Origin of the sequence: Lunatimonas lonarensis (assembly GCF_000390185.1) — a bacterium.
Lineage (GTDB): Bacteria > Bacteroidota > Bacteroidia > Cytophagales > Cyclobacteriaceae > Lunatimonas > Lunatimonas lonarensis.
The window spans coordinates 27,711-54,671 of the sequence record NZ_AQHR01000059.1 but is presented as its reverse complement, the minus strand read 5'-3'; the positions used below and the strand labels follow the sequence as shown (position 1 = coordinate 54,671).

The 26,961-nt window shown below is 46.7% G+C and carries 28 protein-coding genes; 8 read left to right on the top strand and 20 right to left on the bottom strand.

Annotation, left to right across the window (positions count from 1 at the left end; all coding sequences use genetic code 11):
* Window positions 1–23: 23 nt before the first annotated feature.
* A complete protein-coding gene (atpG, locus tag ADIS_RS09825; RefSeq protein ID WP_010854323.1) occupies window positions 24–899 on the top strand; it encodes an ATP synthase F1 subunit gamma in 876 nt (291 codons plus the stop codon).
* A 201-nt stretch (window positions 900–1,100) separates the two neighbouring features.
* Here atpG and ADIS_RS09820 read toward each other — a convergent pair whose 3' ends face one another.
* The 6 genes from ADIS_RS09820 to ADIS_RS09795 are packed head-to-tail and all read right to left on the bottom strand — an operon-like array spanning window position 1,101 to window position 5,126.
* Window positions 1,101–1,448, bottom strand: coding sequence for a nucleotide pyrophosphohydrolase (locus ADIS_RS09820; protein ID WP_010854322.1), 348 nt, complete (start codon window positions 1,446–1,448; stop codon window positions 1,101–1,103).
* A gap of 4 nt (window positions 1,449–1,452) precedes the next feature.
* Window positions 1,453–2,949 (bottom strand): ATP-binding cassette domain-containing protein, encoded by a 1,497-nt coding sequence (locus ADIS_RS09815; RefSeq protein WP_010854321.1) that lies wholly within the window; start codon window positions 2,947–2,949, stop codon window positions 1,453–1,455.
* Between the two features lie 34 nt (window positions 2,950–2,983).
* The gene (dtd, locus tag ADIS_RS09810) at window positions 2,984–3,436 is read right to left on the bottom strand and encodes a D-aminoacyl-tRNA deacylase (RefSeq protein WP_010854320.1); all 453 of its coding nucleotides are present in this window, start codon (window positions 3,434–3,436) and stop codon (window positions 2,984–2,986) included.
* A 10-nt stretch (window positions 3,437–3,446) separates the two neighbouring features.
* Entirely contained in the window at window positions 3,447–4,166 is a 720-nt protein-coding gene (locus tag ADIS_RS09805; protein ID WP_010854319.1) for a Rossmann-fold NAD(P)-binding domain-containing protein, read from the bottom strand.
* Complete coding sequence (locus tag ADIS_RS09800; RefSeq protein ID WP_010854318.1) at window positions 4,163–4,594, bottom strand: YkvA family protein; 432 nt, start codon at window positions 4,592–4,594, stop codon at window positions 4,163–4,165. Before ADIS_RS09800 ends, ADIS_RS09805 begins: the two co-directional genes overlap by 4 nt.
* 10 nt (window positions 4,595–4,604) lie before the next feature.
* On the bottom strand, window positions 4,605–5,126 hold the full coding sequence (locus tag ADIS_RS09795) for a DUF7935 family protein (RefSeq protein ID WP_010854317.1): 522 nt from the start codon (window positions 5,124–5,126) through the stop codon (window positions 4,605–4,607).
* A gap of 113 nt (window positions 5,127–5,239) precedes the next feature.
* Here ADIS_RS09795 and ADIS_RS09790 point away from each other — a divergent pair, with 113 nt between their 5' ends.
* The gene (locus tag ADIS_RS09790) at window positions 5,240–5,554 is read left to right on the top strand and encodes a HesB/IscA family protein (protein ID WP_010854316.1); all 315 of its coding nucleotides are present in this window, start codon (window positions 5,240–5,242) and stop codon (window positions 5,552–5,554) included.
* Window positions 5,555–5,565: 11 nt separating this feature from the next.
* Here ADIS_RS09790 and ADIS_RS09785 read toward each other — a convergent pair whose 3' ends face one another.
* From ADIS_RS09785 to ADIS_RS09770, 4 genes are all read right to left on the bottom strand, one after another.
* Window positions 5,566–6,027 (bottom strand): DUF4268 domain-containing protein, encoded by a 462-nt coding sequence (locus ADIS_RS09785; protein WP_010854315.1) that lies wholly within the window; start codon window positions 6,025–6,027, stop codon window positions 5,566–5,568.
* Between the two features lie 100 nt (window positions 6,028–6,127).
* Complete coding sequence (folB, locus tag ADIS_RS09780; protein ID WP_010854314.1) at window positions 6,128–6,493, bottom strand: dihydroneopterin aldolase; 366 nt, start codon at window positions 6,491–6,493, stop codon at window positions 6,128–6,130.
* Window positions 6,493–7,359, bottom strand: coding sequence for a DivIVA domain-containing protein (locus ADIS_RS09775; protein WP_010854313.1), 867 nt, complete (start codon window positions 7,357–7,359; stop codon window positions 6,493–6,495). Before ADIS_RS09775 ends, folB begins: the two co-directional genes overlap by 1 nt.
* Before the next feature lie 4 nt (window positions 7,360–7,363).
* Window positions 7,364–8,272, bottom strand: a complete 909-nt coding sequence (locus ADIS_RS09770) for a WD40 repeat domain-containing protein (RefSeq protein ID WP_010854312.1) — start codon at window positions 8,270–8,272, stop codon at window positions 7,364–7,366.
* Window positions 8,273–8,310: 38 nt separating this feature from the next.
* Between ADIS_RS09770 and ADIS_RS09765 the strand changes: the two genes are divergently transcribed.
* Entirely contained in the window at window positions 8,311–8,940 is a 630-nt protein-coding gene (locus ADIS_RS09765) for a 4'-phosphopantetheinyl transferase family protein (RefSeq protein ID WP_010854311.1), read from the top strand.
* A 100-nt stretch (window positions 8,941–9,040) separates the two neighbouring features.
* On the top strand, window positions 9,041–9,628 hold the full coding sequence (locus tag ADIS_RS09760) for a redoxin domain-containing protein (protein WP_010854310.1): 588 nt from the start codon (window positions 9,041–9,043) through the stop codon (window positions 9,626–9,628).
* A 10-nt stretch (window positions 9,629–9,638) separates the two neighbouring features.
* Here ADIS_RS09760 and ADIS_RS09755 read toward each other — a convergent pair whose 3' ends face one another.
* Entirely contained in the window at window positions 9,639–10,478 is an 840-nt protein-coding gene (locus ADIS_RS09755) for a transglutaminase-like domain-containing protein (protein WP_010854309.1), read from the bottom strand.
* A gap of 88 nt (window positions 10,479–10,566) precedes the next feature.
* The gene (locus ADIS_RS09750) at window positions 10,567–11,367 is read right to left on the bottom strand and encodes an N-acetylmuramoyl-L-alanine amidase family protein (RefSeq protein WP_010854308.1); all 801 of its coding nucleotides are present in this window, start codon (window positions 11,365–11,367) and stop codon (window positions 10,567–10,569) included.
* A 105-nt stretch (window positions 11,368–11,472) separates the two neighbouring features.
* Here ADIS_RS09750 and ADIS_RS09745 point away from each other — a divergent pair, with 105 nt between their 5' ends.
* Window positions 11,473–14,205, top strand: a complete 2,733-nt coding sequence (locus ADIS_RS09745; RefSeq protein WP_010854307.1) for a putative LPS assembly protein LptD — start codon at window positions 11,473–11,475, stop codon at window positions 14,203–14,205.
* A 3-nt stretch (window positions 14,206–14,208) separates the two neighbouring features.
* Here ADIS_RS09745 and ADIS_RS09740 read toward each other — a convergent pair whose 3' ends face one another.
* Window positions 14,209–15,426, bottom strand: coding sequence for an arginine deiminase (locus tag ADIS_RS09740; RefSeq protein ID WP_010854306.1), 1,218 nt, complete (start codon window positions 15,424–15,426; stop codon window positions 14,209–14,211).
* A 265-nt stretch (window positions 15,427–15,691) separates the two neighbouring features.
* On the opposite strand from ADIS_RS09740, the gene ADIS_RS09735 reads away from it, so the two are divergent.
* On the top strand, window positions 15,692–17,116 hold the full coding sequence (locus tag ADIS_RS09735) for an aminopeptidase P N-terminal domain-containing protein (protein WP_010854305.1): 1,425 nt from the start codon (window positions 15,692–15,694) through the stop codon (window positions 17,114–17,116).
* Window positions 17,117–17,227: 111 nt separating this feature from the next.
* Here ADIS_RS09735 and ADIS_RS09730 read toward each other — a convergent pair whose 3' ends face one another.
* The 7 genes from ADIS_RS09730 to ADIS_RS09700 form a co-directional block, all read right to left on the bottom strand.
* Window positions 17,228–18,082: a prephenate dehydrogenase gene (locus tag ADIS_RS09730; RefSeq protein WP_010854304.1), complete on the bottom strand. Its 855-nt coding sequence runs from the start codon at window positions 18,080–18,082 to the stop codon at window positions 17,228–17,230.
* A gap of 93 nt (window positions 18,083–18,175) precedes the next feature.
* Entirely contained in the window at window positions 18,176–19,336 is a 1,161-nt protein-coding gene (locus ADIS_RS09725) for a pyridoxal phosphate-dependent aminotransferase (protein ID WP_010854303.1), read from the bottom strand.
* Between the two features lie 17 nt (window positions 19,337–19,353).
* Window positions 19,354–20,199 (bottom strand): prephenate dehydratase, encoded by an 846-nt coding sequence (locus ADIS_RS09720; protein WP_010854302.1) that lies wholly within the window; start codon window positions 20,197–20,199, stop codon window positions 19,354–19,356.
* A 25-nt stretch (window positions 20,200–20,224) separates the two neighbouring features.
* Window positions 20,225–20,593 (bottom strand): DMT family protein, encoded by a 369-nt coding sequence (locus ADIS_RS09715; RefSeq protein WP_010854301.1) that lies wholly within the window; start codon window positions 20,591–20,593, stop codon window positions 20,225–20,227.
* A 23-nt stretch (window positions 20,594–20,616) separates the two neighbouring features.
* Window positions 20,617–21,843 (bottom strand): 3-phosphoshikimate 1-carboxyvinyltransferase, encoded by a 1,227-nt coding sequence (locus ADIS_RS09710; protein WP_010854300.1) that lies wholly within the window; start codon window positions 21,841–21,843, stop codon window positions 20,617–20,619.
* Window positions 21,840–22,877: a 3-dehydroquinate synthase gene (gene aroB / locus ADIS_RS09705; RefSeq protein ID WP_010854299.1), complete on the bottom strand. Its 1,038-nt coding sequence runs from the start codon at window positions 22,875–22,877 to the stop codon at window positions 21,840–21,842. The genes ADIS_RS09710 and aroB overlap by 4 nt, the downstream gene beginning before the upstream one ends.
* A 28-nt stretch (window positions 22,878–22,905) precedes the next feature.
* Complete coding sequence (locus ADIS_RS09700; protein ID WP_010854298.1) at window positions 22,906–24,012, bottom strand: chorismate mutase; 1,107 nt, start codon at window positions 24,010–24,012, stop codon at window positions 22,906–22,908.
* A gap of 436 nt (window positions 24,013–24,448) precedes the next feature.
* Between ADIS_RS09700 and ADIS_RS09695 the strand changes: the two genes are divergently transcribed.
* Together ADIS_RS09695 and ADIS_RS09690 are read left to right on the top strand one after the other, a co-directional pair.
* Window positions 24,449–25,579, top strand: coding sequence for an alpha/beta hydrolase family protein (locus ADIS_RS09695; protein ID WP_202900571.1), 1,131 nt, complete (start codon window positions 24,449–24,451; stop codon window positions 25,577–25,579).
* A gap of 67 nt (window positions 25,580–25,646) precedes the next feature.
* Window positions 25,647–26,882, top strand: a complete 1,236-nt coding sequence (locus ADIS_RS09690) for an Nramp family divalent metal transporter (RefSeq protein WP_035805463.1) — start codon at window positions 25,647–25,649, stop codon at window positions 26,880–26,882.
* Window positions 26,883–26,961 lie beyond the last annotated feature (79 nt).

Sequence of the window (26,961 nt, the reverse complement as noted above, 5' to 3'; positions counted from 1 at the left end):
CATCTACCGGACCGTAAACGATCATGGCGAACCTTAAGGAAGTAAAAGAAAGAATTAACTCGGTAAGTTCTACCCAGCAGATCACCAAAGCGATGAAAATGGTGGCTGCGGCTAAGCTACGTAGGGCGCAGGACAAGATTATCCAGATGAGGCCTTACTCGCAAAAGCTGACGGCTATTCTTAACAATATTTCTTCGGGTGCTGAGGGCAGTACCGATATTGTCTATGCACAGGAGCGGGCAGTTGAGAAAGTGCTGTTTGTACCTATCACATCCGATAAGGGGCTCTGTGGAGCGTTCAACTCGAATGTGATCAAAATGGCATCGTTGGAACTGGAGACAATCTATGCTGGAAAGAAGATTACTGTGATGCCTATAGGCAAAAAGGCCTTTGACCATTTCAAGAAGCGTTCCTATCCACTTATCGGCGATTATGCACTGTTATTTGCCGACGTTTCCTTTGATCATGTGAAAGTCGCAGCCGAGCATGTGATGCAAGCCTTTGAAGATGGCCAATTCGATCGTGTAGTATTGGTATACAATGAATTCAAGAACGTGGCGACCCAAGTGGTGAAAGCAGAACAGTTCCTGCCCATCGAAAGGAAGGAATCAGAGGAATCACGTACCAATCAGCAGGAATATATCGTAGAGCCTTCCAGGGAATACATCATCGAAGAGCTGGTTCCAAACTCGCTGAAGCTTCAGTTTTACAAAGCCATTTTGGATAGCAATGCTTCCGAACACGGTGCCCGTATGACGGCAATGGATAAGGCTACCGAAAACGCCAATGATTTACTGAAACAACTTAAGCTCGTTTATAACCGTACGCGACAAGCTGCGATTACGAACGAAATTCTTGAGATTGTGGCCGGTGCCGAAGCGCTGGAGAGCAGTGATTGATGTCCTGGTACAGGAGATATGCATAAACCCCCATTGGATAGTTCGTCGATCAATGGGGGTTCTTTTTTTTCGAAACCGTAGAATAGCGAAAGGCATTTGGTGTGCAAGTCAAAGGGACAATACGATTTTTTTGGATTGAATTATTCGATACCTGAAAAGGTTTTAGGCCAACGCCTACCAAGTACCCCAGCGTTCTCCCGCCTATTTCAGTTTTTTGTTTTCTATATGTCTATCCTTATCCCTTGAATTCTTTTTTTCGAAGTTTTTCTCCAAGGCCGCTGTCAAGTCTACACCAGTCTGATTGGCAAGACAGATTAATACCCAAAGAACGTCCGCTAGTTCATCGCCAAGGTCTTTGTCTCGGTCGCTTTCCTTGAAGGACTGCTCTCCATACGTCCGCGAAATTAGGCGGGCTACCTCCCCCACCTCCTCGGTTAGAATTGCCATATTGGTCAGTTCACTAAAATATCGGACACCGGTGGTATTGATCCAGGCATCCACCCGCTTTTGGGCTTCGGCAAGGGTGAGGGATTTGGGTTGTTCTTCCATTGTTTTAGGTTATTCGTTGTCCATTGACCAAGGTGATTTCATTCTCCACAGCATCTGGGATATCGTTCTCATAGTGGCTCACATAGATCAATCCAATGGGTGTCTTTTCGCAGAGGATGCTTACAATATGTTTAAAGCGCGTTCGCTGTTCGTCGTCCATTCCCTGAGCTGCTTCGTCCAGAATCAATAGGGCAGGTCGTTTGATCATTGCCCGTGCGAGGAGGCAAAACCGCTGGTCTTCTATACTTACTTGATGCAGGAGAATGTTCTTTATATGGCTCAGTTGAAGAGCTTCCAGCCAATTCAGGCCCAGCTGTGTTTGTTCCGGGCTTACTTGGCGAAATAATCCAATGGTGTCAAACAAGCCGGAAAGCACTACTTTTAGGCAGGTCTGGTTTTTTGGAAAAAAACGGCTTAGCTCCGGTGAAACAAAGCCGATGGGCTTTTTTACTTCCCATATTGATTCGCCCGTACCCCGTTTGCGGTCGAATAGGGAAAAGTCAACGGCGTAGGATTGCGGGTTTTCGCCTAGGAGTAGGCTAATCAGTGTGGATTTACCCGCTCCGTTGTGGCCTTTCAGTACCCAACGTTCGCCGGCTTTTACTGTCCAACTTACAGAATCCAGTATTTTTTTGGATCCATATTGAATGGTGACATTACGTAGATCAATCAGGTTCGTATAGGGAATGGTTGGATAGTCTAAAATAAGTGCTGCAATTCGATTGGTTTCCGGTAGGCTCTGGAGATCTGTTTGGTTCGCAACCCCAGAAAGGTCTGATACCGGGACAAGCCTACCGTCGGTAATCATCCCCACATGGGTAATGGTGCTGGGTATTTCATGTGCGGATGTGGTCATCACAATCTGTATTCCCGATTCGGTAATTCGGCGCAGGATACCGTCAAAGGCATCCCTGGTTTCTTTATCCAAACCGGTCATCGGACGGTCCATTAGAAAGAGTTTTGGATTTCGCAGCAAGGCAGCAGCGATTGCCAAGCGCCTTGTTTCGCCATTGGAGAGCTTAATAAGGGATTTGTCTGCCAGGGGCGTTAGCCCGAGCAAATCCATGGTGGTTTGTTTGTTCCAGAATCCCGTTCGTGTTTCCTCCACTTGATCCAGGTAGGTAGAGACCGTGTAGGTATCGTCCGCCTCAGAGCTATTGAAACGCTGCTGGTAGTAGAATTCTTGGATGTTTGACTTGTTTCGAAACGTATAGGCCTGGGAAACAAAGGAAACCAAATCCCGGAAACTGTTGACCTTTCCTTGTTTAGACTGTTCGGTTTGATAAGATTGGGAAAAAAAACGGTGGATGCGTCCCTGTGTTACAGAGGTTCTTCCGTACAAGGTTTCGAGAAATGCGGTTTTTTCCGAGCCAGAGGCTGCCAAAATTGCCCATTGCTCATCAGGCTGAATCGTAAACTCGAGGTTTTGAAAAAGGATCTTTCCATTTTTGACGACGGTAGCGTCTTCAATTGATAAAAAGGGTAGGATGGGTTCGTTCATGTTGATAGTTCTTGACTTCGTTGATACAGGAAGTCTAGACTTTGTTTTTGGAGTCAATAATGATAGTAACTGGGCCGTCGTTTACCAGTGCTACTTGCATGTTGGCACCAAACTCACCGGTTTTAATCGAACGTCCCAGATCTGCTGAAATCTGTTGGATGGTCTGGCCATAGAGTGGTATAGCTATCTCCGGTTTTGCCGCTTTGATGTAGGAAGGTCGGTTACCCTTTTTAGTGCTCGCGTGAAGCGTAAACTGGCTGATCAGAAGGATCTCTCCATTTGCATCGGTGATGCTCCGGTTCATGACACCGTTTTCATCGGGGAAAATTCGCATTTGCACAATTTTTCGGCTGACCCAAAGGATATCTTCCTCATCGTCGGCATCTTCGATACCCAGGAGAACCAGCAATCCGCTCGAGATCTTTCCGGTGACGGTTCCTGAAATGGACACAGAGGCCTCAGAGACCCGTTGTAGTACTGCAATCATCTCAATAGATTTATAACTGGTGCATCTCTTGGTTGGAGATGGTTTCGATCATTTTCACGGAGGATCGTTTGGCATAATAAAGCATGGCTTTCGCAACCTGGTGATCGTAGATGGGCTTATACTTTTTCAACAGACCCAGTACACTTACACCGCGCATCACCAAGGCTCCAATTTCTTCGCCCAATCGTGCCTCTCTTCGGTTTCCAAGCAGGACGGAAGGTTGGAAGATCCCAAGGTAATGAAAGGCGATAAGTTTGAGGTCTTCCTCTGTCTCACCCTTTACGCGGTTATAAAATAGGGTAGATTGGGGGTCGGCTCCTATTGCACTGACATATAGAAATTTGCTGGCACCTTGATGATAGGCCCATTGGGCAAAATCCACTACATAATCATGGTCTATTTGGTAAAATTTTTCCTTGGATCCAGCCTTTTTAATCGTGGTTCCGAGGGAACAGAACCCATGTATTTCAACCGACTTTTCTTCGAGCCAGGCTACCAGCGAGTGGTGGTCTCCTCCCATGTTTCGCTCACGGATCTTCTCCACCAGGTTAACTAGATGTAGCTTTTCAAAATCGACGGTGATTTGAAGCAGCTTGTCGTGTTTGATGGCGAGATCTCTTCTTCCGAAGGAGATGACGTACCTATACGTAGGGTCTGTAAACAGCTGATGCAGTACTTGCATGCCCACCAGCCCGGATCCACCGGTTACAAAGGCAATTTTTGGTGTCATAGCTCAAAATCAGGTTTTTTATTCTCCTGTTCCCAACGCAAAAATTTATCAATGTCTGTCTGAAGGCTTTTATAGATCCCCAACAGTACAGAAAGGTCATCTACATAGCCTACGAAAGGGATAAAATCCGGAACCATGTCCAATGGCAAGGCAAAGTAAAAAAGGCCCAGCACAAGGAGCCCCAATGATCGGTTGGATAGGCTGGGGTAGCTTCCCCTGACGTGCGCATTGAGCATGCGTACAAAAATTTCCAACTGACCCCTGGCTCCGGCTACCAACGGCGTATCCATAAGTTCGGCAAATTTTTGCCTAACCTGTAGGAGCAGGGCTTTGATTTTTGATTCGGATGAGGCTATGCGACCTGCCCGATCCATGTAAATGGCTTTTGCTTTCTCAAATACATGCTGGTATTCTTCTTTCAAATTCATAGCGGTGAGATTAGAAATACACCTGTATCTCAGATTTGATTTTTTTGCGTGCGCGGGCGATTACATCGTTTTCGTTTTCTAGGGAAAGCTGGAAAATCCTTTTGGCGAGTTCGATGCCCAGTGCTTCTTGGGACAGCCCTTTGTTGGCCCGATTTACCAATGTGATCACCTGCTCCACGGAATTTCGAACATCCTCCCAAGCCTCCTCGGAAAAATACACCTGCTGGGAAAGGTTATGGTTAAATTCTTCCCGTACCTCATTGATTAGCAAGGAATGAAGCTCGATTGCGGTAAGTCCGCCTTGGTTCACCCTACGAACCAGGTTGTTGGGTGTGATGCGTTCCAGCAGCAGGCAGAGGCGCTCCGCTGCCTGCAGGCGGATGGGAAGTAGCGTATCGGAGCTTTTCGTCTTTAGCTCCAGTACCCGCTTTTCCCATTCTTTTTTCAGGAAAGACACGGTGACGATGTACATACCGTACACAGCTAGGCCTCCCGGAAGCAAAATTTTTAAAAGATCGGTGACGATTTCCATTCAGGTTTCCAATTAAAGTTCTAATATCCAAAATCTAGGGTTTCCAAACTACACAGATTGGTTTTTTCTGGTCTATCTTTGAACCTTTAAACGAACAAAGGGATTTATCTGTCATGGTAATGCCAATAAGTATTTCCACCAAGGCACTGGATGAAATCAAAAACATCATCGCCCACAAAAATATTCCAGGGGAATACCGGCTCCGGGTAGGCGTGAAAGGCGGTGGATGTGGAGGGGTTTCTTATATGCTGGGATTTGACAAAGCCAAGGAGGAGGACAAGGTGTTTGAATGGGAGGGACTGGAGATTTTGATTGAGAAGAAACATGTCATGTTTCTCATGGGCATGCATATTGATTTTTTTGAGGGCAGTGATAGCCGGGGGTTTACTTTTGTGAATAGCGATCTGCCTAAACGGCATGATGCCTGATCGGCTTGCCCCTATACAAGTCCTTCGAATCCGTATTTCATATTTGACCAGAAGTCATCCAATGCTATAATCCGGGGTTTTAGAAACGAAATGATGGTTCCCCATTCCGACTCATCCATTACGTTTACTCTTTCCAACCGCTTTTCGATCTTGCTTATGGTTTGCCCGGCATCCCCAGCTGCATGTAGCTGCCAATCCCAAGATTCCCCAAGTGTCGAGTTCAGGATTCGTTCGAATTGTTTAAACTGGTCAAAAAGCAACTGCCGTATGTCTGGGTCGGAATGCACGATCTCTATCCCAATGGAGGCAAAATCACGTTCTGCTTTCATCCGAAAATAGATGCCTTTTATCCCTGTTTTATAGTTTTGCCAATGGATGCGGCCTCCTTCAGATGAGGGTACAGGTTTCATATACAAACCAAATGCGGTCCAGAATTCCTGCTTGGTTTTACTCACTTCGTTTTTTGTGTACATGAAGGAAATCGGTTCATTGAAGGATACGAGCGGAGAGGCATGTCCTGAAAAGCTGCTTTGGCCTAATTGAACGGAATAGAAGTGCAATATTTGGCAAGATCTAATCGTAGTCGTTGGGATAGCTCACCTCCACTACCGAGTAGTTAACGACACCACCTAGTGCGGGATTATGTTTTTTGATGATGACATCGATCTGTCTAAGGGAAGGATAGACCACCAAGATATCCTGTATCATTAGGTGCGCAAGGTGTTCCAAAAGTTTTACCGGTTCCTGCATGTGCGATTTGGCGATTTGGTAAATCCGGAAATAATCCACCGTGGCTTTTAGGTCATCTTCCACCATGGCCTTTTTGAAATCGGTAAAGACATGTATATCGACGGTAAACCGATTGCCCAATTTCTTTTCCTCAGAAAATACCCCATGGTAAGCGTGGAACTCAATACCTTCAAGAGAAACCCTGCCCATTAGTTAAATTGATCAAAGAATGAACCAGTGCCGTGTCCTTTTTTGGAGGGGTTTGGGGAAACCTCTTTCGGTTTGGGTTCTATATCGGCTTGGGAAGATGTTGTTTCTTCGCCTTGAATGGAAGACTCGGTGGATTCTGTTTCGGCGTAGTCAGAAACAGCATCTTCGGTAGAGTCCGGCTTTGTTTCTTCGTCACCCTCCGTGTAGATGCGTTCTACGTCCGGAATCTCGGGTTTTAAAATCAGTTCCATTTCCGGCTCGTATTCTTCGCTTTCGGTTTGCAGTGCTAAACTGCCTTTTTCCAGTAATTCGCGTACCTGGTGGCTAGGGAGCGAAAGGTCTACCTGTTGAAAATCCTCTTGGGATACACGGATGTTTTCCAACGTATCTTGGGCCAGTTTTCTGAGGTTACCCAGTAGAAGCTCTCGTTGCGCGAGCAATTCTTCGTAGGCTTTGGACAGCAAGGATACTTCCTCCCTCAGGTCTTCGAACACACCTTTGGATTTGGATTCCGCCAGTTCGCGTGTATTTTTGGCCATGTTTTTCGCGTCGGAAATCAGCAAGTCAGCCTCCATTTGAGCCTCTTTCAGAATCTGATTTGCGGTGTCATTCGCATGCTCGATGATGCTGGCGCCCGTATCTTCAGCGGTTTTCAACGTTTTAAACAGAGACTGCTCGATTTCCCGAAGCTTTTTTGCCTCTTTGTCTGCCTGTTCAAACTGGAGCTGAAGCATTTTCTTCTCATCCATTACTTTCTCCCATTCTTGGGAAAGGTAGGTTAAAAATGCCGACACCTCTTCTTTATCATATCCTCTGATTTGTTTTTCAAAGGTCTTTTGCCGGATATCCAAAGGCGTTATCTTCATAAGACTAAAATTCGATGTTCCAGATTGATGCGGTTCGATCATCGCTTACAGCGACTACTTGCCGGTTATAACTACTCCAAAAAAGCTTATTGATCGAAGTCCCGTGCCCTGCATGGCGTCCTTTGTCGATGACCTTAAGCAGCTGATAGCTTTCGGCATCCCATAGTTTTATGGACTTATCCATGCTACAAGTTACGAAATATCTCCCATCATCCCGAAAAGATAGGTAATTAATGGCATACATGTGGGCTACGATCGTATTTTTGAGCGAATAATCGGCACTGTTCCACGTGTGAAGGTGTGCATCCCTTCCGCCACTGATGAGTGTATTACCATCGGGGGTATACCCCAACGCAAATACGGAATTGGTATGCTTTTCCAATTTCGCAAGCGGGTGGTGGGTACCACGTTCCAAGACGGTGATGGAGTGGTCTGAGGAGCCCACCGCCAAATGTCCGTTTATTGGGTTGACGGCAAGGCTGCGAAGAGCGGCAGAACTCAGTTTAATATGCTTTCTAGGAGACCTTTCGTCCATATCGACCACAATAAGTACGCCGTCACCAGTAGCTACATAAAGTAGTCCGTCGGCAAATTGAAGATCGAAAATAGGGTGGGAGGTTAATTTTAGTGACCAGATTTCCTTTTTATCCACCAGGTCGATGACATGTATCCCTTCAAAATTATGGCCGATCACAAGTAGTTTGCTGGCTTTTTCGACTGCCAGCGCATAGACCGAATTCGGAAGTTTTGCCACAAGTTTGCCGTCTTTGGGCTGATCCAGGTCCCACTCAACCACGTATCCGTCCCCATCTCCGGTATAAAAAAATCGAGGGTTAACCCCCTCTGTTAAAGCGTATATCGAATCATTATGGCCGGAAAGCGTATGGAGTTTATTAACTGTAATTTTTGACATATATTGCACCTAATTTATCACCACCCCCACCATTACGCATGCAAACAAAGTTAGAAAAAATTAGCCCTTTATCGGCTTTTGCGGTCAATAATATTCATGACCTAAAGGACGAGGTGTTGGATTTTTTGAGTTTTAGAGAGAAGCTTTCCTATGCCAATATCAGTCATCCCGATAAGCGGTTGGAGTGGAAAGGGGCGCGATTGGCCGTTAAATCGGCGTTGGATTTGATACAGTTGCCCTATCCTGGCTTTTACAAAGATCCGCATGGCAAATCCTATTCCATGGATGGGTACGGCCACGTTTCGCTGTCACATTGTAGTCACGTCGCCGCAGCGATTTTTCACAGGGAAATGCCTGTGGGAATAGACCTTGAGTTGGTTCGTGAAAAAACCGTTACGGTGGCCCCAAAGTATCTTCAGGATGAAGAAATGGGCTTTTTGGGTAAGGATACCCTCTTGCATACCATCGCCTGGTCGGCAAAGGAATCCATCTTTAAATGTCAGGGAAGAAAGGGCATTAGCTTGAAACAGCATATTCTGCTCCAGCCTTTTGATGGCAGTTCCCAAGTTATCAAAGGGCGTATTTCGGGAACGGGTACCTCTGACCATCATTATGAAGTTCAGGTATTGGTAGAGGGAGACATGGTACTTACGTATACGATTTGGTAAATAGTAGCTTTATTCCTGCGTAGACCTATAAATAGCCTGATTTTTGTGATTAAATTTGGTGTGGCTATCCTGTCCAAGTGGTTTGCCAACTAAAAGACTAATGAAAGCACTAAGAAAACCAGTTCTTGTTGGAATTTTCCTATCGTTGGTGCTTACGGCATCTGCCCAACGATTATCAGATATCGAGTTGGTCGATGCGGTCTCAGGTGAGCTGTTTTCCCTAAAGCCGCACCGTTCTTCCAAGGCGGTTGTGCTGATTTTTATGAGTTTGGGATGCCCTTATGCCCGGCTGTATGAAGACCGCATCCTCGCTTTATACAGGGAATTTGCGCCAGAGGATTTTGTCTTTGCGCTGGTCAACCCACACGCTGGTCATGGTGCTGCGGAGGGTCAAGCAGCGATGGCCGAACGGGCCACAGTAAAGGGATATACTATGCCTTATCTGTTGGATGTAGACCAGGAAATGACGCAATTTTTAGGAGTAACAAAGATTCCCGAGGCAGTGGTAATAGCCAGTGGTCCCACGGGGTATTCGGTCGTGTACAAGGGAGCGATAGACAATAATCCGCAATCGGCCGCCAATGCTCAGATGAAATACCTCGAAGCAGCGCTTACGAACATAGTGGCCAGAAAAAGTCCCAGCCCAGCTTCTACCCGGGCTGTAGGCTGCAATGTTCGCCGACAGTAGCCAAGGCAGCCTAGACCAGAATATCCAACAATTCCTGTATTTCTTCGGATTTGGCCAGTTCCCCTATTTTTTCGAACGAAAGTTTGAGGTTGCGCAAGCTTCTTCGGATGATCTCAACATTTTCGCAGGGTTCGAAGTATTCTTCCTTCGGTTCAAACTTGAGATGCTCCAGGTAATTAACAATATCCTGTCTGGTAAAGATGAGGCCTTTGTTGAAGGCATTTATATAAAAGGTAGATTCGGGTGTTTTGTACGTCAGCACAAATAGGTTTGGAAGATTGACCCCGTAGATTGGCAGGCCAAGCTTTTTGGCCACCAATAGATAAACAGAACAGAGACTGATTGGATTTCCCCGTTTGGAATCCAGTACAATACTCAACATGCTATTGCCGGGGGAGTGAAAATTTTTTGTATTGGCCGCAAATTTCAGCTCGTGAAAGAGTACGCTGTTGATCGTCCGTACCTGCTCGTAAGGCGTCAGGCGATTATCAAAAGAAGTCCATACATCAAAATAAATCTGATGCATGGAAGCGTTCAGTGTCTCAAATTCCAGTTCGGGGTATTGAAAGGTATTGATAATCCAAAGGCCTTCGAGAAGATCCTGTTCTGAGTCCTGACGCCAAGTGTGCAAACGGCTCTTTAACAGCGAGAACTGAAGTTCGTGAACGAGATCCTCTATTTCCTTTTGAATGACCGGATCAAAGCTGTCTTCCCATTTTTTCTCCAAAAAGGGGATAATGTCGTTTCCAAGAGAGATTATTTTTTCACGTACGTGATCTTTGACTTCCGGATCTTGGTCATCTAGAAGCGAAACAAGTGCAGTCAATTCTTTTTCGTTTAATTCACCCATACGTCTCCATCTTGTACCAACCAGCTTTATCTAAGGACATACCACCTAAAATTATCAAAAATTTGAGGATTTGGAAAGGTGTTTTTGATCAGAACGACTCGATTTCTTCTTTATAGGCCTTTATCGCCCTAAACAACCCGGAGGCTATGTAGGTTTGCCCATCCTTACTGTTTAAATAACGCTCTTCGTTTTGGTTGGAGAGAAATCCCACCTCTACCAACACACTGGGCATACTCGTAGTCCACAGTACATAAAAAGGTGCCTGCTTTACGCCACGGCTGTAGCGGTTTACCCTTGTTTTGAAGTCACTTTCAATCTTTTCAGCAAGGGATAGGCTGTTGGCAAAATACGCTTTCTGCATGAGGTTAAACATCATGTAGGACTCGGGAGAGGAAGGGTCAAAACCCTCGTAGTTTTCTTCGTAATCATCCTCCAACAGGATAACGGCATTTTCCCGTTTTACGATCTCAAAGTTGGCGTTGAAGTTTTTGTTTCCCATTACGAAGGTCTCGGTGCCGTACACCTGGCTCCCTGAGGTAGCATTACAGTGGATGGAAATAAACAGATCCGCTTTGTTTCGGTTCGCTATGTTTGCCCGCTCTTTCAGTTCAATAAAGGTATCCGTTTTTCTCGTGTAGATCACTTCCACCTCCGGCAATAGATCATTGATGTATTTGCCCAGTTGCAGGGCCAGTGCTAGCGCAATATCTTTTTCTCGCGAAATTTTCCCCACGGTACCGGGATCCCTACCTCCATGCCCTGCATCGATGACGATTCGGCGAAGCTTATATTCCGAGGCTCGTTTTCCGGTCGGGATAAATCCGGTAAAAATCAACGACAAAGTGAGCAGTGAAATAATGAGAATATTTTTCGGTCTCCTTCGTTCCATAAACGTTATTAAAGTTAACTTTACGCAAAATTTATAAATTTTTGAAGCAAACAGAAAGGAACGGTGCATAATCTTAAGCTCGTATTTCTCTTGGTGACGCTCCTAATGCTGCTCTATAAAGACCTTTTGGGACAAGAGCCTACCCGAAGACCCCAAGAACGCGAGCTGATTGTACCTGATTCGATTGGGAATCCCCCCGCACTTCCCGATACGCTACTCCCCTCCCTTCCCGATAGTATTCTTCAGATTGAACCCGAGCTTTTGGAGGTGGATTCTGCCAAGATCGCCCAGATCGGTGATATCGAAACCGTTATCAATTACTTTGCCGAAGACAGCATTGTTTCTGATTTTTCGCAAAATAAAGTCTTTTTGTACAAAGAAGCATGGTTCGAGTATGGAAATATCCGATTGGATGCCGATTATATTGTCATTGATTGGGAAAAGAGCGAACTCTATGCATCCGGATTGGCAGATACTACAGGAGTGATACAGGGAACACCCGTATTTAAGGAAGGAGCAAGCATATACGAAATTCGCAAGGATATGCGCTATAATTTCAAGTCCAGCAAGGCGATCATTTCGGATGTGGTGACACAGCAGGACGAGGGATTGCTTCGGGGCCAAACGGTAAAAAAGGGAAGTGACGGCAGTATTTATCTTAATAAGGGCTTTTATACTACATGTGATTTATTGGAGCCGCACTGGCATATTTCATCCTCGAAAATCAAATCCATTCGGGGCAAACAGGTAGTTTCCGGTCCCTTCAATCTTTACTTCAATGGCATTCCTACCCCCTTGGGTTTACCCTTCGGTATCATCCCTGATACGCCGGACGAGAAGGTGTCCGGGATCTTGTTTCCATCCTATGGACAGGAGCAGGTCAGGGGCTTTTTCCTTCGGGATTTTGGCTATTACTTTGCCATCAATGACTACATCCATAGCAAGGTAACCGCTGAGGTGTTTTCCTTGGGAGGATGGGGTGTCAAAACCGCTTCGGTCTATAACAAGCGGTACCGGTACAGAGGGGGTTTTAATGTTGATTTTCAAAAATTTCAAAGTCCTGAAACAGCGGAGACACAAATCGCCTATGATGCCTTTTGGCTTCGCTGGAACCATACCCCTGAATCAAGAGGGAATTCCCGGTTTTCTGCCTCTGCCAACTTCGGTACCAAGTCCTACAATGATAACGTATTGCAGCAGGCAAACTTCCAACAGAATTTGACTTCGGATTTTTCGTCCAACATTGCCTATAGCAAAACCTTTGTAGGTACCCCTTTCAGCATGTCTGCAAACCTTCGGCATTCCCAAAACCAAGTGACCGATGAAGTTAATTTGCTGTTACCGGATGTCGCAGTCAATATGAACCGGCAAAACCCCTTCCGTAACATCCGGTTTGAACCCTTAAAAACCCTAAACATCGCCTGGAATTTCAACGCGCAGAACTCAATCAATAACCAGATTACACCGGAGTTTGGCGTGGATCCCAACTTGCTTCGCAATGATATGGAGCTGTTTGGTCAGCCCAATGCGCCGGATATTTTGCCATTTACCTTTGCCAACATGCCGCAGTTGCTGCGTGAGGCGGACAATGGATTCAGGCATACCCTGCCCATTTCCTCCAATTTCACGCTGTTCAGGTTCTTTACGGGCACAGCATCCATGAATTTCACGGAGCTATGGTACCTGGAGCGGATCAACTACTACTACAATCCCCAGGAAGGCCGCTTGGACAGGATTTTGGAACAGGGGTTTAACCGCGTAGGCTTTTACAATGCCTCCTTTGATATGGCAACCAACATTTATGGATTCTATACATTCCGAAAGGGATCAAAAATTGAAGCGATCCGACACCATATGCAGCCAACCTTCGGTTTTTCGTCTACTCCCGACTTTTCAGACCCCCGATTCGGCTTCTATCAAGAGGTACAGGTGGATCCTACGGGACGGCGCCAACGGCTTTCCCGATACCAAGGCTTTTTGTATGGCGGTGCACCCATGGGAGAGTCCAAAGCGTTGAGCATAAATATCCGAAATGTAGTGGAAGCCAAAGTAAGGATGGAAAGCGACACGGCGGAGGTTCAAACAAAAAAGATTCCCTTGCTCCAAACGTTGAACATCGCTACCAATTATAATTTTGCCGCAGATTCCTTCCAGCTGGCACCAATCAATATGAACACCAGAACCTCACTTTTTGATAATAAAATCTCGGTGTTTGTAAGCGCAAATCTGGATCCCTATGCTACCGGAACCTATAACATCAACGGCCGAGAGCAGATTTCCAGGATCAACGATTTTGCATTCAGGCGGGGTCAGGGACTGGGCACCATACGAAGTGCTACCATGAACTTAAATGGGAGTCTGAATCCCAGCCGAACAGAAAAGTCCCCGGGCGAGGTGCGGGATGAACTTACCAATGATTTTCTAAACAATGGCGGGCAGATGACGGAATTTGTGCAAAACGAAATCGACCGTATAGCCAATGACCCCAGCCAGTACATCGATTGGTCCATTCCATGGAACATGACCTTCGGGTACAACCTAAGTTATAATAGGGCTCCAAGTGGAGATGCAAGGATTACCCAGGCCGTGAACATGTCGGGAGACATCAGCCTTTCGGATAAGTGGAAGATCAATTTCAATTCCGGATTTGATGTGTCGGCGGGTACTATTACCCAGACAATGATCGGCATTGCGAGGGATCTGCACTGCTGGCAGATGAATGTCAATTGGGTTCCCTTTGGCAGGTTTACCAGCTACAACATCGATATACGGGTCAAATCAAATATCCTGCGCGATCTCAAAGTTTCCCGTCGTCGGTCCTTTTTTGACAGCTTTTAGAACCTAGAAATCTGCCCTGCTGATGGGCATGGTCATACACCTGGGGCCGCCTAAACCCCTCGAGAGTTCCGAAGAGGGGATTTCAAGAACTTCGACCCCTACATCCCGAAGCGCGCGGTTGGTATGCTTGTTACGGCTATAGGAGATAACCCGCCTAGGGGCTATGGTTAGCACGTTGGCACCGTCAAACCATTGTTCGCGCAGCGCATAATCTGGATTTCCGTTACCGGTGTGGATTATTTGAAGATGGGGAATTTCCAGCTGTAGTATGTCTGCCAATGATTCTTGTAGGATGGTCTTTTTGATGTGAACCTGGTCATTGTCACGGCTCTTCAGCGTATACACGGATGTCTGCACCACCGCTTCCAAGGCGTCGGGATAGGTTAGTATGAGGTTTTCGTCCAAGATGGTGAATACCGTGTCCAGGTGCATGAAGTTTCTTTTCTTCGGAAGCTGAACTTTATAAACCCGTTCGATGGTACCCTCGGAGATAAGTTGCTTGGCCAGATGATATATGGCGCGTTCATCGGTCCGTTCTGAATCACCCACTGCGATGGCTTTTTCAGACAGGATGATCAGGTCTCCACCCTCGATGCATGGCGGGCTGCTTTGGTTGTCTCTAGGGTAAACACGATGAATCTGCCCTTTGAAGTGAGGGTGATTTTCGAATACCACTCTCACCAGGTCTGCTTCCCGTTGCCTTTCTTCATTGCGCATGCTGGAAAACAGCATACCTCCCGGACAGATAGAAGCGGTATCCCGTTGGAAGTACAGGTTGGGGATAGGCGGGATCAGGTATGCAAAATCCAATAGCTCTTCCAGGTGTAAGCCCTTCATCTTTCGTTTTGCCTCGTGTACTTTGATTCCCGCAATGAGTGCTGTGGCACATTCCGAGGTAGACAGTTTTTCCATAAACTCATCCACCAGGTGACCCAAGCGGTATTTTTTTAGACCCTCTGTAAGTAGCAGACGCTGTAGGTTTCTGTCCAGAAGCACCTCCATAAGGAGTTCGTGCAACAGATACACCTTGGCACCGGTGGCCTGTGTCAGCAACGAGCGAAAATAGTCATGCTCTCGCTGCATATCCTCTAGATAGGGAACATCTTCGAACAGCAGCAGATGCTTGTTATAGGGGGTGAGGCGGTCAATCTCTCTCCCGGGGCGGTGCATGAGTACGGACTTCAGCGTGCCGTATTCTGATTTTATCCGAAGATCTGTCATAGAGGCTCTACCTAGTTAGGTTTGGAAAGACGCACTAATTTCGCAAAATCCAGTCAAAATAGTAATTTATTTTTTTGGGTATGTGCATGCTATTTGAGGCAACTTGAAGCAAGTACATGAGCATTGTGCATGGCAGCTACCGCGCCTAACCAATAGGGCCAAAGTCGCTGGCTTAAGCCTCGTGGGCAATTATCACCTGAGGGGATTTTGAACACTTTTTTTAAGGTTGTATCTTTCCCCTTAATTAATCAACATTCGTATTATTATGAGGTTAAACTTTAACATAGTTTCTCAACTACTTTGTGTAGTTCTTTTTGCAGGATCGATGGATCTTCGCGCCCAATCGTACTTCGCAGATGGTCTATCTCCCAAGTTCCACCAAGAAAGAAGGCAGGCCTTTAGGGATTTATTGCCTGAAAATGGTGTAGCTGTTATTTTCAATAATCCCGTAAAGAACAGATCCAATGATACCGAATTTAGCTATCGCCCAAACTCTGATTTCTATTACCTGACCGGATTTAGGGAACCAAATGCCGCCTTGATTATTTTCAAAAAGCCGCAGACGATCGATGGAGCAAAGGTGGATGAAATCATCTACGTGCAGCCGCGCGATCCCCGAAAGGAACAATGGGATGGCGTTCGGTTAGGAGTGGATGGTGTGAAAGAAAAATTGGGTTTTGAACATGCGTATGTTCATTCCGAATTCATGAACTCCCCACAGATTGATTGGAACAATTTGGGGCCCTTATTATCCTTTGACATGGGTACGATTGAGGGTGGAAGCCACAATGCGCCCCTAAACGAAATGGTTTCAAAATTAAAAAGTAGGAGCCTCTCCAAAGAAGTCCCCGGCCATACCGCTTTGAATCAGATTATGGCGACACTGCGTGCTGTGAAGACTGCCGAGGAGCTGGTGATTTTGGAAAAGGCAATCCTTATATCGGGAAAAGGGCACGTGGAATCCTTTAAGTCCATCAAACCGGGGGTATCGGAAAGGGCAATACAGGGAGTCCACGAGTTTGTCCACAAAGCCATGGGTGCGGAAGATATCGGATATGGATCTATTGTGGGCGCTGGGAATAATACGACCATCTTGCACTATGTAGAAAACAGTGTTGAAAATTTGACGGAAGGATTGATTCTGATGGATGTCGGCGCCGAATACAAAGGATATTCCGGGGACATTACCAGAACGGTTCCCGTGAAAGGTGTTTTTTCACCCGAAGAAAAGGCCATTTACGAGATTGTATTGGAAGCCTTGGAGGCGGGGATTGCAGCCTGTACCGTCGGGGCGGAATATAAGGAGATTGACATGGCCGCAAGAAAGGTAATAGATGCGGGATTGGTAAAATTGGGATTGGTGAAGCCAGGAGAAAAGCATCCTTATTTTCCTCATGGTACCGGCCACCACTTGGGTCTGGATGTACATGACAGGGGAGGCAGGGGAATCCTGGAGCCGGGCATGGTGCTCACCGTGGAACCGGGAATCTACATTCCTGAGGGAAGTGATGTAGATCCCAAGTGGTGGAGAATAGGCGTCAGAATTGAAGACAATATTCTGATTACCGCTGACGGTAATAGAAACCTCAGTGCCTTTGTTCCCAAAACAGTGGAAGCTATTGAAAGAACGATGAAGGAAGAGGGTATTTTACAAAAGTTGGAGCTAACTAGTGGCGGAGGCGTGTTTTAGATCGCAGACGCGCATTCATCGAATCGAAAAAGCCCCAAGACCCTATCGCCGGTAAGCGAGACAGTCTTGGGGCTTCGTTTTGAAGGATATGCTGAATCCAGCGGGTGGCAATTACCTTCCTTTTTCCAAATCCAGAATATCCCTGATTTTATTTGCGTCGATCATTTCGTCGGTCAATCCCTCATAATCCTGCGCGGCAATCTTGTCTCGGAAAGCCTGCATGTGTGCGATATAGGAATCCATGGCCTGAAGTAGGTTTTTACGGTTTTCAATAAAGATCGGTGCCCACATTGCAGGCGAGCTTTTTGCCAATCGAACGGTAGAAGCAAAACCGCTGCCCGCCATGTCAAAGATATGCCGTTCGTCTGCTGTTTTGTCCAATACTGTTTTGCCGAGCATAAACGAGGTGACATGGGAGAGGTGGGAAACGTAGGCCAAATGAAGGTCATGCTCTTTAGGATCCATAAAGCGGAGTTTCATGTTCATCAGCTCAAAAAGCTCGTAGGCCATGCCTTTCAAATGAACATCTGTCTTTTCCATTTCACAGATAATCATCACCTTGCCATCAAAGAGACCAATCTCTGCTGCTTTGGGGCCGGAATTTTCCGTCCCGGCGATCGGGTGTACCGCAAGGTAATTTGCCCGCTTGGGATGGCTGCCTATCTTTTCGCAGATGAGTTCCTTGGTAGATCCAAAGTCAAAAACCAGTGTCCTGTCGCCTGTCTGATTAAGCGTTTGCTCAAGTAGATTGGTTAGGGTGTCTACGGGAGTTGCAAGGACCACCACATCGGTATCGGGGTCTGGCTGTTCTTTTGCCTCTGTGATCATGCCGAGCGCAATGGCCTGTTCCAGGTGTTTGGCACTTTGGTCAAATCCCGTAACGATTAAGTCAGGTCGTTTTTTCTTGATTACCAAGGCAAAAGAACCTCCCAGTAGGCCAAGCCCAATTATATGGATTTTTTTCATTTTTTTATGGTTAATTTATTTTAGGTCAAGTTATTGTGATGTTCAGCAGAAGCTTAAAGCCACATCCGGTGCCCATCTTTTGGGTTTTACGACTTAGGGTAACGGACTTTTTTCGATCCTTCTGAGTGCCTCCGCAATATCTTCTTCTGGTACGCATAGTGAAAAGCGGACAAACGACTCTCCGGCACTTCCAAATATAATGCCGGGTGTAACAAAGATAAATTTTTCATACAGGAGCTTGTCTACAAGTTCCAAGGCACTGATTCCTTCTGGAACTTTCGTCCACACAAACATGCCTCCGGGTTGTTTGAATAGCTGTAACCCCAGTTTTTCGGCCAACTTCCAAACTAGCATGCGCCGTTCACTGTAGATAAGGTTGTTTTCGTCAAACCAGTCCCGCCCGAGTTGTAACGCAGCGATGGCTCCATGCTGTAGCCCTAGGAACATGCCCGAGTCCATGTTGCTTTTCACGCGTAATACTGCATGGAGAAAATCCTTTTTTCCTGCAAGCATACCTATCCGCCAGCCCGGGATATTAAAACTCTTACTGAGTGAGTTTAACTCCAGCGCATAATCCATGGCACCGTCGACGGATAGGATGCTGTTTTGTTCCTCATACAGCACAAAGCTGTAAGGATTGTCGTTAATGATCAGAATATTGTGTTTCCGGGCAAAGGCAACGAGTCGTTCAAACAACGCGGTATTTCCGGGGGTACCTGTGGGCATGTGGGGGTAATTTACCCACATCAGTTTTACCTTTTCTAGGTTGAACTGTTCCAACTGCTCCCAATCGGGTTCCCAGTTGGTGTTTTCTTTTAGGTCATAGTACAACGGATCTGCATTCAACAGCTTTGTTACCGAGCTGTAGGTTGGGTATCCGGGATTGGGAATGAGAACGGAGTCTCCCTCATCCAAAAATGCCAGGGAAATATGCATGATTCCTTCCTTTGACCCCATCAATGGCAAGATCTCACCTTCGGGATCCAAAGATACCCCGTAGTGGCGTGCGTAGAAAGACGCAAAAGAAGCTCTAAGTGCTGCAATACCCGTATAAGATTGGTATCCGTGGGCCTTTGGGTTTTCAGCACTTATCTTGAGTGCGTTGATTACCGAGGGATGAGGGGGCAGATCTGGGCTGCCGATTCCCATATTGATCACATGGTTTCCAGCTTCTCTCAGTTGCTGTACCTCTTTCAATTTGGTAGAGAAATAATACTCTTTTACCTCTCCCAGCCGTTTTGAAAAGCCCTTCATGAGTTTGTTGGTTTTATTTAAGCTTTTCGGTTTCTATATTCTCCCAGGATCTTTACTTCCCCAAAGCTTTCCCGGATTTGATCCATGGCCAAAAGGAACAGGTCATAATTGCCGATAAGGGTATCAATGAAGAAGGCATATTCCCACGGTTTGTTTATCACCGGTATGGATTGGATTTTGGTTAAGTCCAAGTCGTGCTCGCTCATCAGGGTGAGTAATTTGGCCAACCCTCCTTTTTGATTTTGTATGGTTATTTTTAAGGAGGCCTTTGTCGGGATTTCTTTGAGCTGTGGCTTTTCCCGCTGCAAAAGGATAAATCGGGTGAAGTTATTTTTTACCGTTTGTATATCCGAGGCAATTATTTCGAGTCCATAGTAGTCAGCCGCTTTGGGACTGGCGATTGCTCCCACGCCCCTTAGGTGTTGCTCAGCGATTACCTGTGCGACATAGGCGGTATCTACGTCGTCGATGAGGCGAATGTGAGGATACTGAGCAAAAAATACCTTGCACTGAAGGATGGCCATGGGATGGGAACGAACCTCTTTGATATCGGAGATGGACTGTCCTGGCCAGACGATCAGGTTATGCGAAATCGGCAGGTAGTATTCGTCAAAGACAAACAAATGATGCCGGTCAATGATATCGTAGTTTGGCAGGATGGCACCTGCTATGGAGTTTTCGATGGCCATGACCGCGTAGTCTGCGGTGCCGGATTCCACACTTTTGGCAACCTCCTCAAAGGTGTGAAATCCTCCCAAATCGATGTTTTCGCCAAAATACTGCTGGGCAACCTGATGATGGAAGGATCCTGGAACCCCTTGAATGGCGATGTTAAGCTTTTTGGTGTCCAATACGTGGTTCATATTCGATTTGATGATACGAGATACGTCATTTCTTGAAAATAAAATAGACCGCTAATACCAGGAAGCCGAAACCTACCAGGTGATTCCAACGGAAAGACTCATTTTTGAAAAACAGAAAGGTGAAAATCATGAAAACTATCAAGGTAATCACCTCCTGAAGTACTTTTAATTCCACCAATGAAAAAGGCCCTCCGTATTCCTTATACCCCAACCGATTGGCGGGTACCTGAAAGAAATACTCAAAAAGGGCGATTCCCCAACTGATCAATATTATCGACAACAATCCCAAGTTTTCAAACCACTTGAGCTGCTTGAATTTCAGGTGGCCATACCATGCCAAGGTCATAAAGGCATTGGACATTACCAGCAACAAAACCGAGTACAGCCCCTTCATTGGATCCTAACTTCGTATCTGCCTCAAGAATGCAGTACAAGTTGCACGTCGAGCAGCGCCACATGTTTCCAAAAGCTGGGGTAGGATTTGTTGACCACATCGGGGTCTTCAAATTCCACCTCCATTTTGGTCATCAGTGGCATAAACGCCATCGCCATCCGATGGTCGTCGTAGGTGTGAATGCGGATGCTTTTTGGCAGACTGCTCGCCGGCATTAGCCGAAACGTCTCGCTGTCTACTTCTATGAGATCGGCATTGAATTTCGCCAGTTCTTGTTGTAGCGCATAGATGCGATCGGTTTCCTTAATTCGGAGGCTTTCAAGTCCGGAGAAATCGCAGGAGCAACCCAACAGAGCACAGGTAACCGCCACGGTCTGTGCGATGTCCGGACAATGCGCAAAGTCAATATGGGCGATTCCTTCTATCGGTTTCTTGGTCAGCCTAACGCCTTTTGCATCAAATTCGCTGTGCACGCCTAGCTTATCCATAATAGCTACTATCCGGGAATCTCCCTGAAGGCTATTGGGTTTCAGCCCCTCGATATAGAAAGTTCCCTCTTCGGCACATGCCAGTAAGCTAAACCAATAACTTGCACCCGACCAATCTCCCTCTACGGCAAATTGGGTGGGTTGATAGCGTTGGGGCTCGATGGAGATGATGTTTCCTTCAAAGGTGGACCGGACGCCAAATGCCCGCATCAGTTCCAATGTCATTTCAATATAGGTTCTGGAACCGATCTTACCTGTAAGTTCAAGAGTTAGCCCTTTTGGTAGCAATGGAGCATTCATCACCAGCGCGGAGATATATTGGCTGCTTACGTCTCCGCGAATTAGGAGGTGCTCGGTTTGTTGTGCCTCGAATCCTTTTGTTCGTAGTGGAGGATAGCCCTCTACGCCCAGGTATTCTATCTCAGCACCCAACGCCCTAAGCGCATCCACTAGTATACCAATGGGCCGCTCACACATCCTTGGCGTCCCGGTCAGCGTTTTTTTGCGATTGGTCAGTGCCGCATACGCAGTCAGAAAACGCATGGTGGTACCCGCATCCAGTACATCTAGGATTTCGGGATCTTCGCGTAGAAGCCGTATCATCGTCTGGGTATCACGTGCTTCTGCCAGGTTGCTAAGCTGATTTTTTCCCTCTGTTAATGCATCGATTATAAGGGCACGGTTGCTTTCGCTTTTCGACGAAGGCAAGGGAATCACCACGTTTCCAAATCGGGATTTTTGGGGGATGGTAATGGTCTTCATGTAGTTAGGTCGTTGTAATAACGCAGTGATTGGAGAATTTCCTCCTTACCTACGGCAATATTGTACTCGCAGTGGCCGATTTTGGTCAGTAGTGAAAAATTGAGGATGGAACCTTCGTTTTTTTTATCCTGAAAGCAAAGGGAAATGATCGCATCGAAGTCGTCTTCGGGAATGCTGACTTTGCCAAAAACCCCAAGGATCTTGGATTCGATCTTTTGAAGTTCATCATGGCTCAAACGCAGGTATTTTTGGGAGAGAAAGGCCTCTGCCAACATACCCACGGCGATCGCTTCTCCATGAAGCAGATGGTTGGACGTATCCAAATAATGCGATTCAACGGCGTGTCCGATGGTGTGCCCAAAATTGAGGATTTTTCGAAGTCCCTCTTCTTTAGGGTCCCGGCTTACGACCGATTCCTTGATGCCAACCGACACTTCGATGATGTCCTTCCAATTTTGCGATGCCCAGTTTTCGGTTTTTAAGCTTTCAAAGTAGTTGGCGTTGGCAATGAGTCCATGCTTGATGATCTCTGCATAACCAGACCGAAGTTCGGCTTCCGGAAGCGTTTTTAGAAAAACATCACTGATAATCACCGCTTCGGGCTGGGTAAAGACCCCGATGTGGTTTTTGTATCCCATGAAGTCTATGCCAAGCTTGCCGCCCACACTGGCATCCACCTGCGAAAGGAGGGTAGTCGGAATATTGATAAAACGTATCCCTCGTTTGTAGGTGCTGGCGCAGAAGCCTCCCATGTCTCCCGTTACTCCCCCTCCAATATTGATGATGAGGGCTTTCCGGTCGAAGGCTTGTTCAGTCATCCACTGCCATATCTGGGAACAGGTTTCCAGATTTTTGTGTATCTCCCCTGCGTCAAATACGAATACGGCATGTTCCGGCAGGGATGACTGAATAAGTGGGTAACAGGTCTGGACCGTATGGCTGTCTGCTATCACCCCCAGTTTGGAATACTTCCGGGTGCTCAGATACCGCGCTAAGTCCTTTTCGATCTGCGACGAATAAACGATTTTTTCCAATTTTTGAACGATTTTGAGCCGGTCAAAATTAGACGCTTTTCTTTACAGATACATCCTCCCGAAGTTTTTTCTCCTGTCTTTTTACGGATTCCTCATGGATACAATAAAGTAATTCCTTCATAAACTTCTCGCTAAGGTTTTTTTCAATGCCCTTCTGCGTGCGGGAGTCCATGACCGCCTTCCACCGTTCTGCCTGAAACACAGTAAGGTTGTGCTCCCTCTTGTGGTCACCGATCTGATCGATGATGGCAAAACGTTCGGCCAAAAGATCAAGAAGTTGGTCGTCTATATGGTCTACGGCCCTACGTAGATCCTGTAGTTTTTCGGAAGGTTGCTCGGCTTCCAGTGGTTTTTTGAAATCAATCGAATCAATGATCTCCCGTAGACGTCGGGGAGTAACCTGCTGCTTTGCGTCAGACCACGCATTGTCGGGATCGTGGTGGGTTTCGATCATCAAGCCGTCCAATCCGAAGTTTACCGCTCGTTGGGCGGTTTCAAGTAATCCCTCCCGGTTGCCCACAATATGGCTGGGATCGTTGATCACCTGCATACCTTTCCAAATGCGCTTTAAGTGCATGGGCATAGACCAGTTGGGTTTGTTTCGGAAGCGCTTGTCGTACGCATCGCTGAATCCTCTGTGGATTGCGGCCAGCTTGTTGATACCTACAGTTTGCAGCCTTTCCAAGGCACCACGCCAAAGCTCCAAATCAGGATTCATGGGGTTTTTCACCATTACCGGAATATCCACGCCCTTTAGTGCATCGGCGATTTCCTGCACGGCAAAGGGATTTACGGTAGTTCTGGCCCCAATCCAAAGGATATCCACGCCATGCTTCAGCGCTGACTCCACGTGGGCGGTGTTGCCTACTTCGGTAGTGATGGGGACATTGAGGTGATGGCGGACTATCTCCATCCAGGTCAATCCAATCTCTCCAATGCCTTCAAAGCTTCCTGGTCGGGTTCTTGGTTTCCAAATTCCTGCTCGGAATACGTCTGGTACCATGTTGGCCTCTTTCATATCCAAACATATTTTTTCGATTTGCTCAGGAGTCTCTGCGCTACAGGGTCCGGCAATGATTAGGTGCTTTTCTTTTAGGCCTAAGCCCCAATCCTGTGTTTGTAAGTGATTTTCCATCTTCGATTTTAGTTAATAAAAAAGGCCCGATTCCTTCGAACCGGGCCTCTTTAAGTTTATCTTTCGTTTTGTTATTTACTTAGACAATAAGCAGCTCCGATTCGACCTTGGGGACGAAAGTAAAAGTAAAAGAAGCTAAAGTAGGTAGCTGCGAAATTTTTCATGCGCCAAATATAGTATTTTGATTTATATAATAAAACGATTACCGGCCTTTTTCGTAAAATTTTTTGCCTTAATTTTCCGAGGGGAATCGGTCAGAAGGTACCGGTCGGCCTCAGTAGCTCGGTATACATTTTGCGTAATGCGGATTTACCGCTATCTTTTGCCTATGCAAAGCCATCTTCGATTTCATTCCAACCATCCAGGCCAATTCGAAATGGGCTCTTTTTCCTTTCCTCGATTTTCTGGAATCCTATTGTTTTTAGCACTCGTTTCTATGTTTGCACCGCAAGGGAATGCCCAGACATCTATCAAGGATAATTCGGCGATCTGGGAGCGAATTGCTCCTTTCTTTTCTCCTCCTTCGGAATATAAGGACATCTACGGAGACTATAGGAGTCCACTTTTGTTTGAAGATGGCAAGCAGGCGAAAAGGCCAAAGGATTGGGTCAGAAGAAGGCCGGAAATCCTTCGGAAATGGCATGGACTCCTAGGGCCTTGGCCCGATATCGATACCAACCCCGACTATGTCCTTTCAGAACGAGTGCATAAGGAAGGGTACGTCCAGTGGAAGATAGATTTTGAATGGGTTCCGGGACAGAAAACCAGCGGCTATCTGTTGGTACCTCATGGAGCGCAAAATGCCCCTGCGGTGATCACGGTTTATTATGAACCTGAAACAGCTGTGGGTATGGGCAACCCGGATCTTCCCGATAGGGATTTTGCCTATCAGCTCGTGCAGCGCGGATTTGTTGCCCTTTCCCTAGGAACCACCGAATCAACCCAAAACCAGACCTACTCCATTTACTACCCATCCATCGAGCGTGCCGAAGTAGCACCTCTGTCCATGTTGGCCTATGCCGCGGCGACAGGCTGGCATCTGCTGGCCAAGCTTCCCGAAGTGGATGCCGCCCGTATTGGGATTATGGGACATTCCTATGGAGGTAAATGGGCCATGTTTGCGGCCTGCCTGTTTGAAAACTTCGCCGCCGCCGCCTGGTCTGATCCGGGTATTGTTTTTCAACAGGACCGCCCTAGCATCAATTATTGGGAACCTTGGTACCTCGGGTATCACCCTCCTCCCTGGCGAAAGCGGGGGATACCAAATGATGAAAACCCGGCCCACGGGCTTTATCCCCGGTTGTTGGAAATGGGATTGGATCTGCATGAGCTGCACGCCCTGATGGCACCTAGGCCTTTTCTGGTCTCCGGCGGATCAGAGGATCCGATCGACCGTTGGATTCCGCTCAACCACAGCATTCGTGTGAACAAATTGCTGGGCTACACAAATCGGGTGGCTATGACCAATCGACCAGAACATGCTCCCAACGCCGAGTCCAATGCGGTTATTCTGGACTTCTTTACGTATTTTCTTATGACGGAAACTCCAAGCGTTAGGTCAAAATAAGCGGAATATTTACGATATTTCGCTTTGAGTTTTATCCAATCCATCTATTTGCCCTATCCCTTCTACATTGAAAAAAGATAGTTCGCCCCCTAATTTAGTATCCAATCCGCTCGTTCGATGGTGGAAATCCCTTGGACCTGGGATTATTACCGCTGCCTTGGTATTTGGACCGGGAAGTCTCACCATTACTTCCAAGCTTGGGGCTGTCTTCAGTTACGACCTTCTATGGATTCTGGTAGTTTCAACGGTGCTTATGATGGTATTTACCGGTATGGGGGCCAGAATTGGCCTTGCTACGAAGCAGTCGATGTTACAAACCTTTCGACAGCGATGGGGTAAATGGTTTGCTCTTTTGGCGGGTTTTGGGTTGTTTCTAGTGACAGCGTCGTTTCAGGCCGGCAACACCATCGGTGCCGGTTTGGCGTTTGCAGAGACCTTTGGCACATCTACCGTTCCCTGGATTCTCTTTATATCCACCGCAGCCATTTCGTTGCTTTTTTCGCGCTCCTTTTATAAAGTGTTGGAGAAAATCATGGTGATCATGGTAGGTATTATGTTGCTTTCATTTTTTTTTACGGTACTTATCGCCAAACCTAATTTACTGGAAGTTTTGGGGGCATTAAAACCCTCAATTCCTTCCGGGGCTCTCTTGTTGGTTGTCGCATTGGTAGCCTCCAGTTTTTCAATCGGAGGGGCTTTTTACCAGTCTTATTTGGTTCAGGAACGAGGATGGGATGTTTCGTCTTCCAGCCAGGCAAGACGGGAGGCTTTTACCGGGATTTTGGTTTTGGGCTTGATTTCTGGGATGATTTTGATCAGTGCGGCCACGATTCTTTACCCTCAGGGCATTCAGGTCAATTCTGCATCCGACATGGGAAAGGCCTTGGAACCTTTGTACGGAAATTTGGCAACGCATGTATTTATGTTGGGGCTGTTTGGTGCTTCTTTTTCCTCGTTACTAGGAAATGCCACCATCGGGGGAACGCTCTTTGCGGATGCATTGGGACTTGGGCGGGATTTAAACAGTAAACCGGTCAAACTGCTGATCAGCCTGGTCATCGTTTTGGGAGCCGCCATTGCCCTGGTGTTTGGCAGGTTGCCCTTGGAACTGATCGTGTTTGCACAGGGGGTTACAGTATTTGTGGTTCCATTTATTGGTATTGGCATGTTCATTCTTGCCAACGATAAGAAACTGATGGGTGTTCTGGCAAATAGCCGTGGTGCTCAGGTAGGTGGCATTTTAGGGATTTTGGTGTTGCTTCTATTGGCAATCACCAATTTCAACACCATTTTTCTTTCGTGATAGGTCTATCTGGGGTAACTGTAAATGCAGTTTCTTGTGGTTTTCCTTTGGAAATATTGCGTATATTGGGGTTTTAATC

What these genes read in the sequence shown, in the direction of transcription:
- ADIS_RS09775 (WP_010854313.1), bottom strand. Translation starts at nt 7,359, where the DNA reads ATGAAGATAACGCCTTTGGATATCCGGCAAAAGACCTTTGAAAAACAA.
- ADIS_RS09730 (WP_010854304.1), bottom strand. Translation starts at nt 18,082, where the DNA reads ATGAAAAAAATCCATATAATTGGGCTTGGCCTACTGGGAGGTTCTTTT.
- ADIS_RS09710 (WP_010854300.1), bottom strand. Translation starts at nt 21,843, where the DNA reads ATGAAGACCATTACCATCCCCCAAAAATCCCGATTTGGAAACGTGGTG.
- ADIS_RS09700 (WP_010854298.1), bottom strand. Translation starts at nt 24,012, where the DNA reads ATGGAAAATCACTTACAAACACAGGATTGGGGCTTAGGCCTAAAAGAA.
- ADIS_RS09735 (WP_010854305.1), top strand. Translation starts at nt 15,692, where the DNA reads ATGAGGTTAAACTTTAACATAGTTTCTCAACTACTTTGTGTAGTTCTT.
- folB (WP_010854314.1), bottom strand. Translation starts at nt 6,493, where the DNA reads ATGGGCAGGGTTTCTCTTGAAGGTATTGAGTTCCACGCTTACCATGGG.
- ADIS_RS09740 (WP_010854306.1), bottom strand. Translation starts at nt 15,426, where the DNA reads ATGACAGATCTTCGGATAAAATCAGAATACGGCACGCTGAAGTCCGTA.
- ADIS_RS09765 (WP_010854311.1), top strand. Translation starts at nt 8,311, where the DNA reads ATGCAAACAAAGTTAGAAAAAATTAGCCCTTTATCGGCTTTTGCGGTC.
- ADIS_RS09770 (WP_010854312.1), bottom strand. Translation starts at nt 8,272, where the DNA reads ATGTCAAAAATTACAGTTAATAAACTCCATACGCTTTCCGGCCATAAT.
- ADIS_RS09750 (WP_010854308.1), bottom strand. Translation starts at nt 11,367, where the DNA reads ATGGAACGAAGGAGACCGAAAAATATTCTCATTATTTCACTGCTCACT.
- ADIS_RS09745 (WP_010854307.1), top strand. Translation starts at nt 11,473, where the DNA reads ATGCTGCTCTATAAAGACCTTTTGGGACAAGAGCCTACCCGAAGACCC.
- ADIS_RS09795 (WP_010854317.1), bottom strand. Translation starts at nt 5,126, where the DNA reads ATGGAAATCGTCACCGATCTTTTAAAAATTTTGCTTCCGGGAGGCCTA.
- ADIS_RS09790 (WP_010854316.1), top strand. Translation starts at nt 5,240, where the DNA reads ATGGTAATGCCAATAAGTATTTCCACCAAGGCACTGGATGAAATCAAA.
- ADIS_RS09820 (WP_010854322.1), bottom strand. Translation starts at nt 1,448, where the DNA reads ATGGAAGAACAACCCAAATCCCTCACCCTTGCCGAAGCCCAAAAGCGG.
- ADIS_RS09695 (WP_202900571.1), top strand. Translation starts at nt 24,449, where the DNA reads ATGTTTGCACCGCAAGGGAATGCCCAGACATCTATCAAGGATAATTCG.
- dtd (WP_010854320.1), bottom strand. Translation starts at nt 3,436, where the DNA reads ATGATTGCAGTACTACAACGGGTCTCTGAGGCCTCTGTGTCCATTTCA.
- ADIS_RS09715 (WP_010854301.1), bottom strand. Translation starts at nt 20,593, where the DNA reads ATGAAGGGGCTGTACTCGGTTTTGTTGCTGGTAATGTCCAATGCCTTT.
- atpG (WP_010854323.1), top strand. Translation starts at nt 24, where the DNA reads ATGGCGAACCTTAAGGAAGTAAAAGAAAGAATTAACTCGGTAAGTTCT.
- ADIS_RS09800 (WP_010854318.1), bottom strand. Translation starts at nt 4,594, where the DNA reads ATGAATTTGAAAGAAGAATACCAGCATGTATTTGAGAAAGCAAAAGCC.
- ADIS_RS09725 (WP_010854303.1), bottom strand. Translation starts at nt 19,336, where the DNA reads ATGAAGGGCTTTTCAAAACGGCTGGGAGAGGTAAAAGAGTATTATTTC.
- ADIS_RS09805 (WP_010854319.1), bottom strand. Translation starts at nt 4,166, where the DNA reads ATGACACCAAAAATTGCCTTTGTAACCGGTGGATCCGGGCTGGTGGGC.
- ADIS_RS09785 (WP_010854315.1), bottom strand. Translation starts at nt 6,027, where the DNA reads ATGTACACAAAAAACGAAGTGAGTAAAACCAAGCAGGAATTCTGGACC.
- ADIS_RS09760 (WP_010854310.1), top strand. Translation starts at nt 9,041, where the DNA reads ATGAAAGCACTAAGAAAACCAGTTCTTGTTGGAATTTTCCTATCGTTG.
- ADIS_RS09755 (WP_010854309.1), bottom strand. Translation starts at nt 10,478, where the DNA reads ATGGGTGAATTAAACGAAAAAGAATTGACTGCACTTGTTTCGCTTCTA.
- ADIS_RS09720 (WP_010854302.1), bottom strand. Translation starts at nt 20,199, where the DNA reads ATGAACCACGTATTGGACACCAAAAAGCTTAACATCGCCATTCAAGGG.
- ADIS_RS09815 (WP_010854321.1), bottom strand. Translation starts at nt 2,949, where the DNA reads ATGAACGAACCCATCCTACCCTTTTTATCAATTGAAGACGCTACCGTC.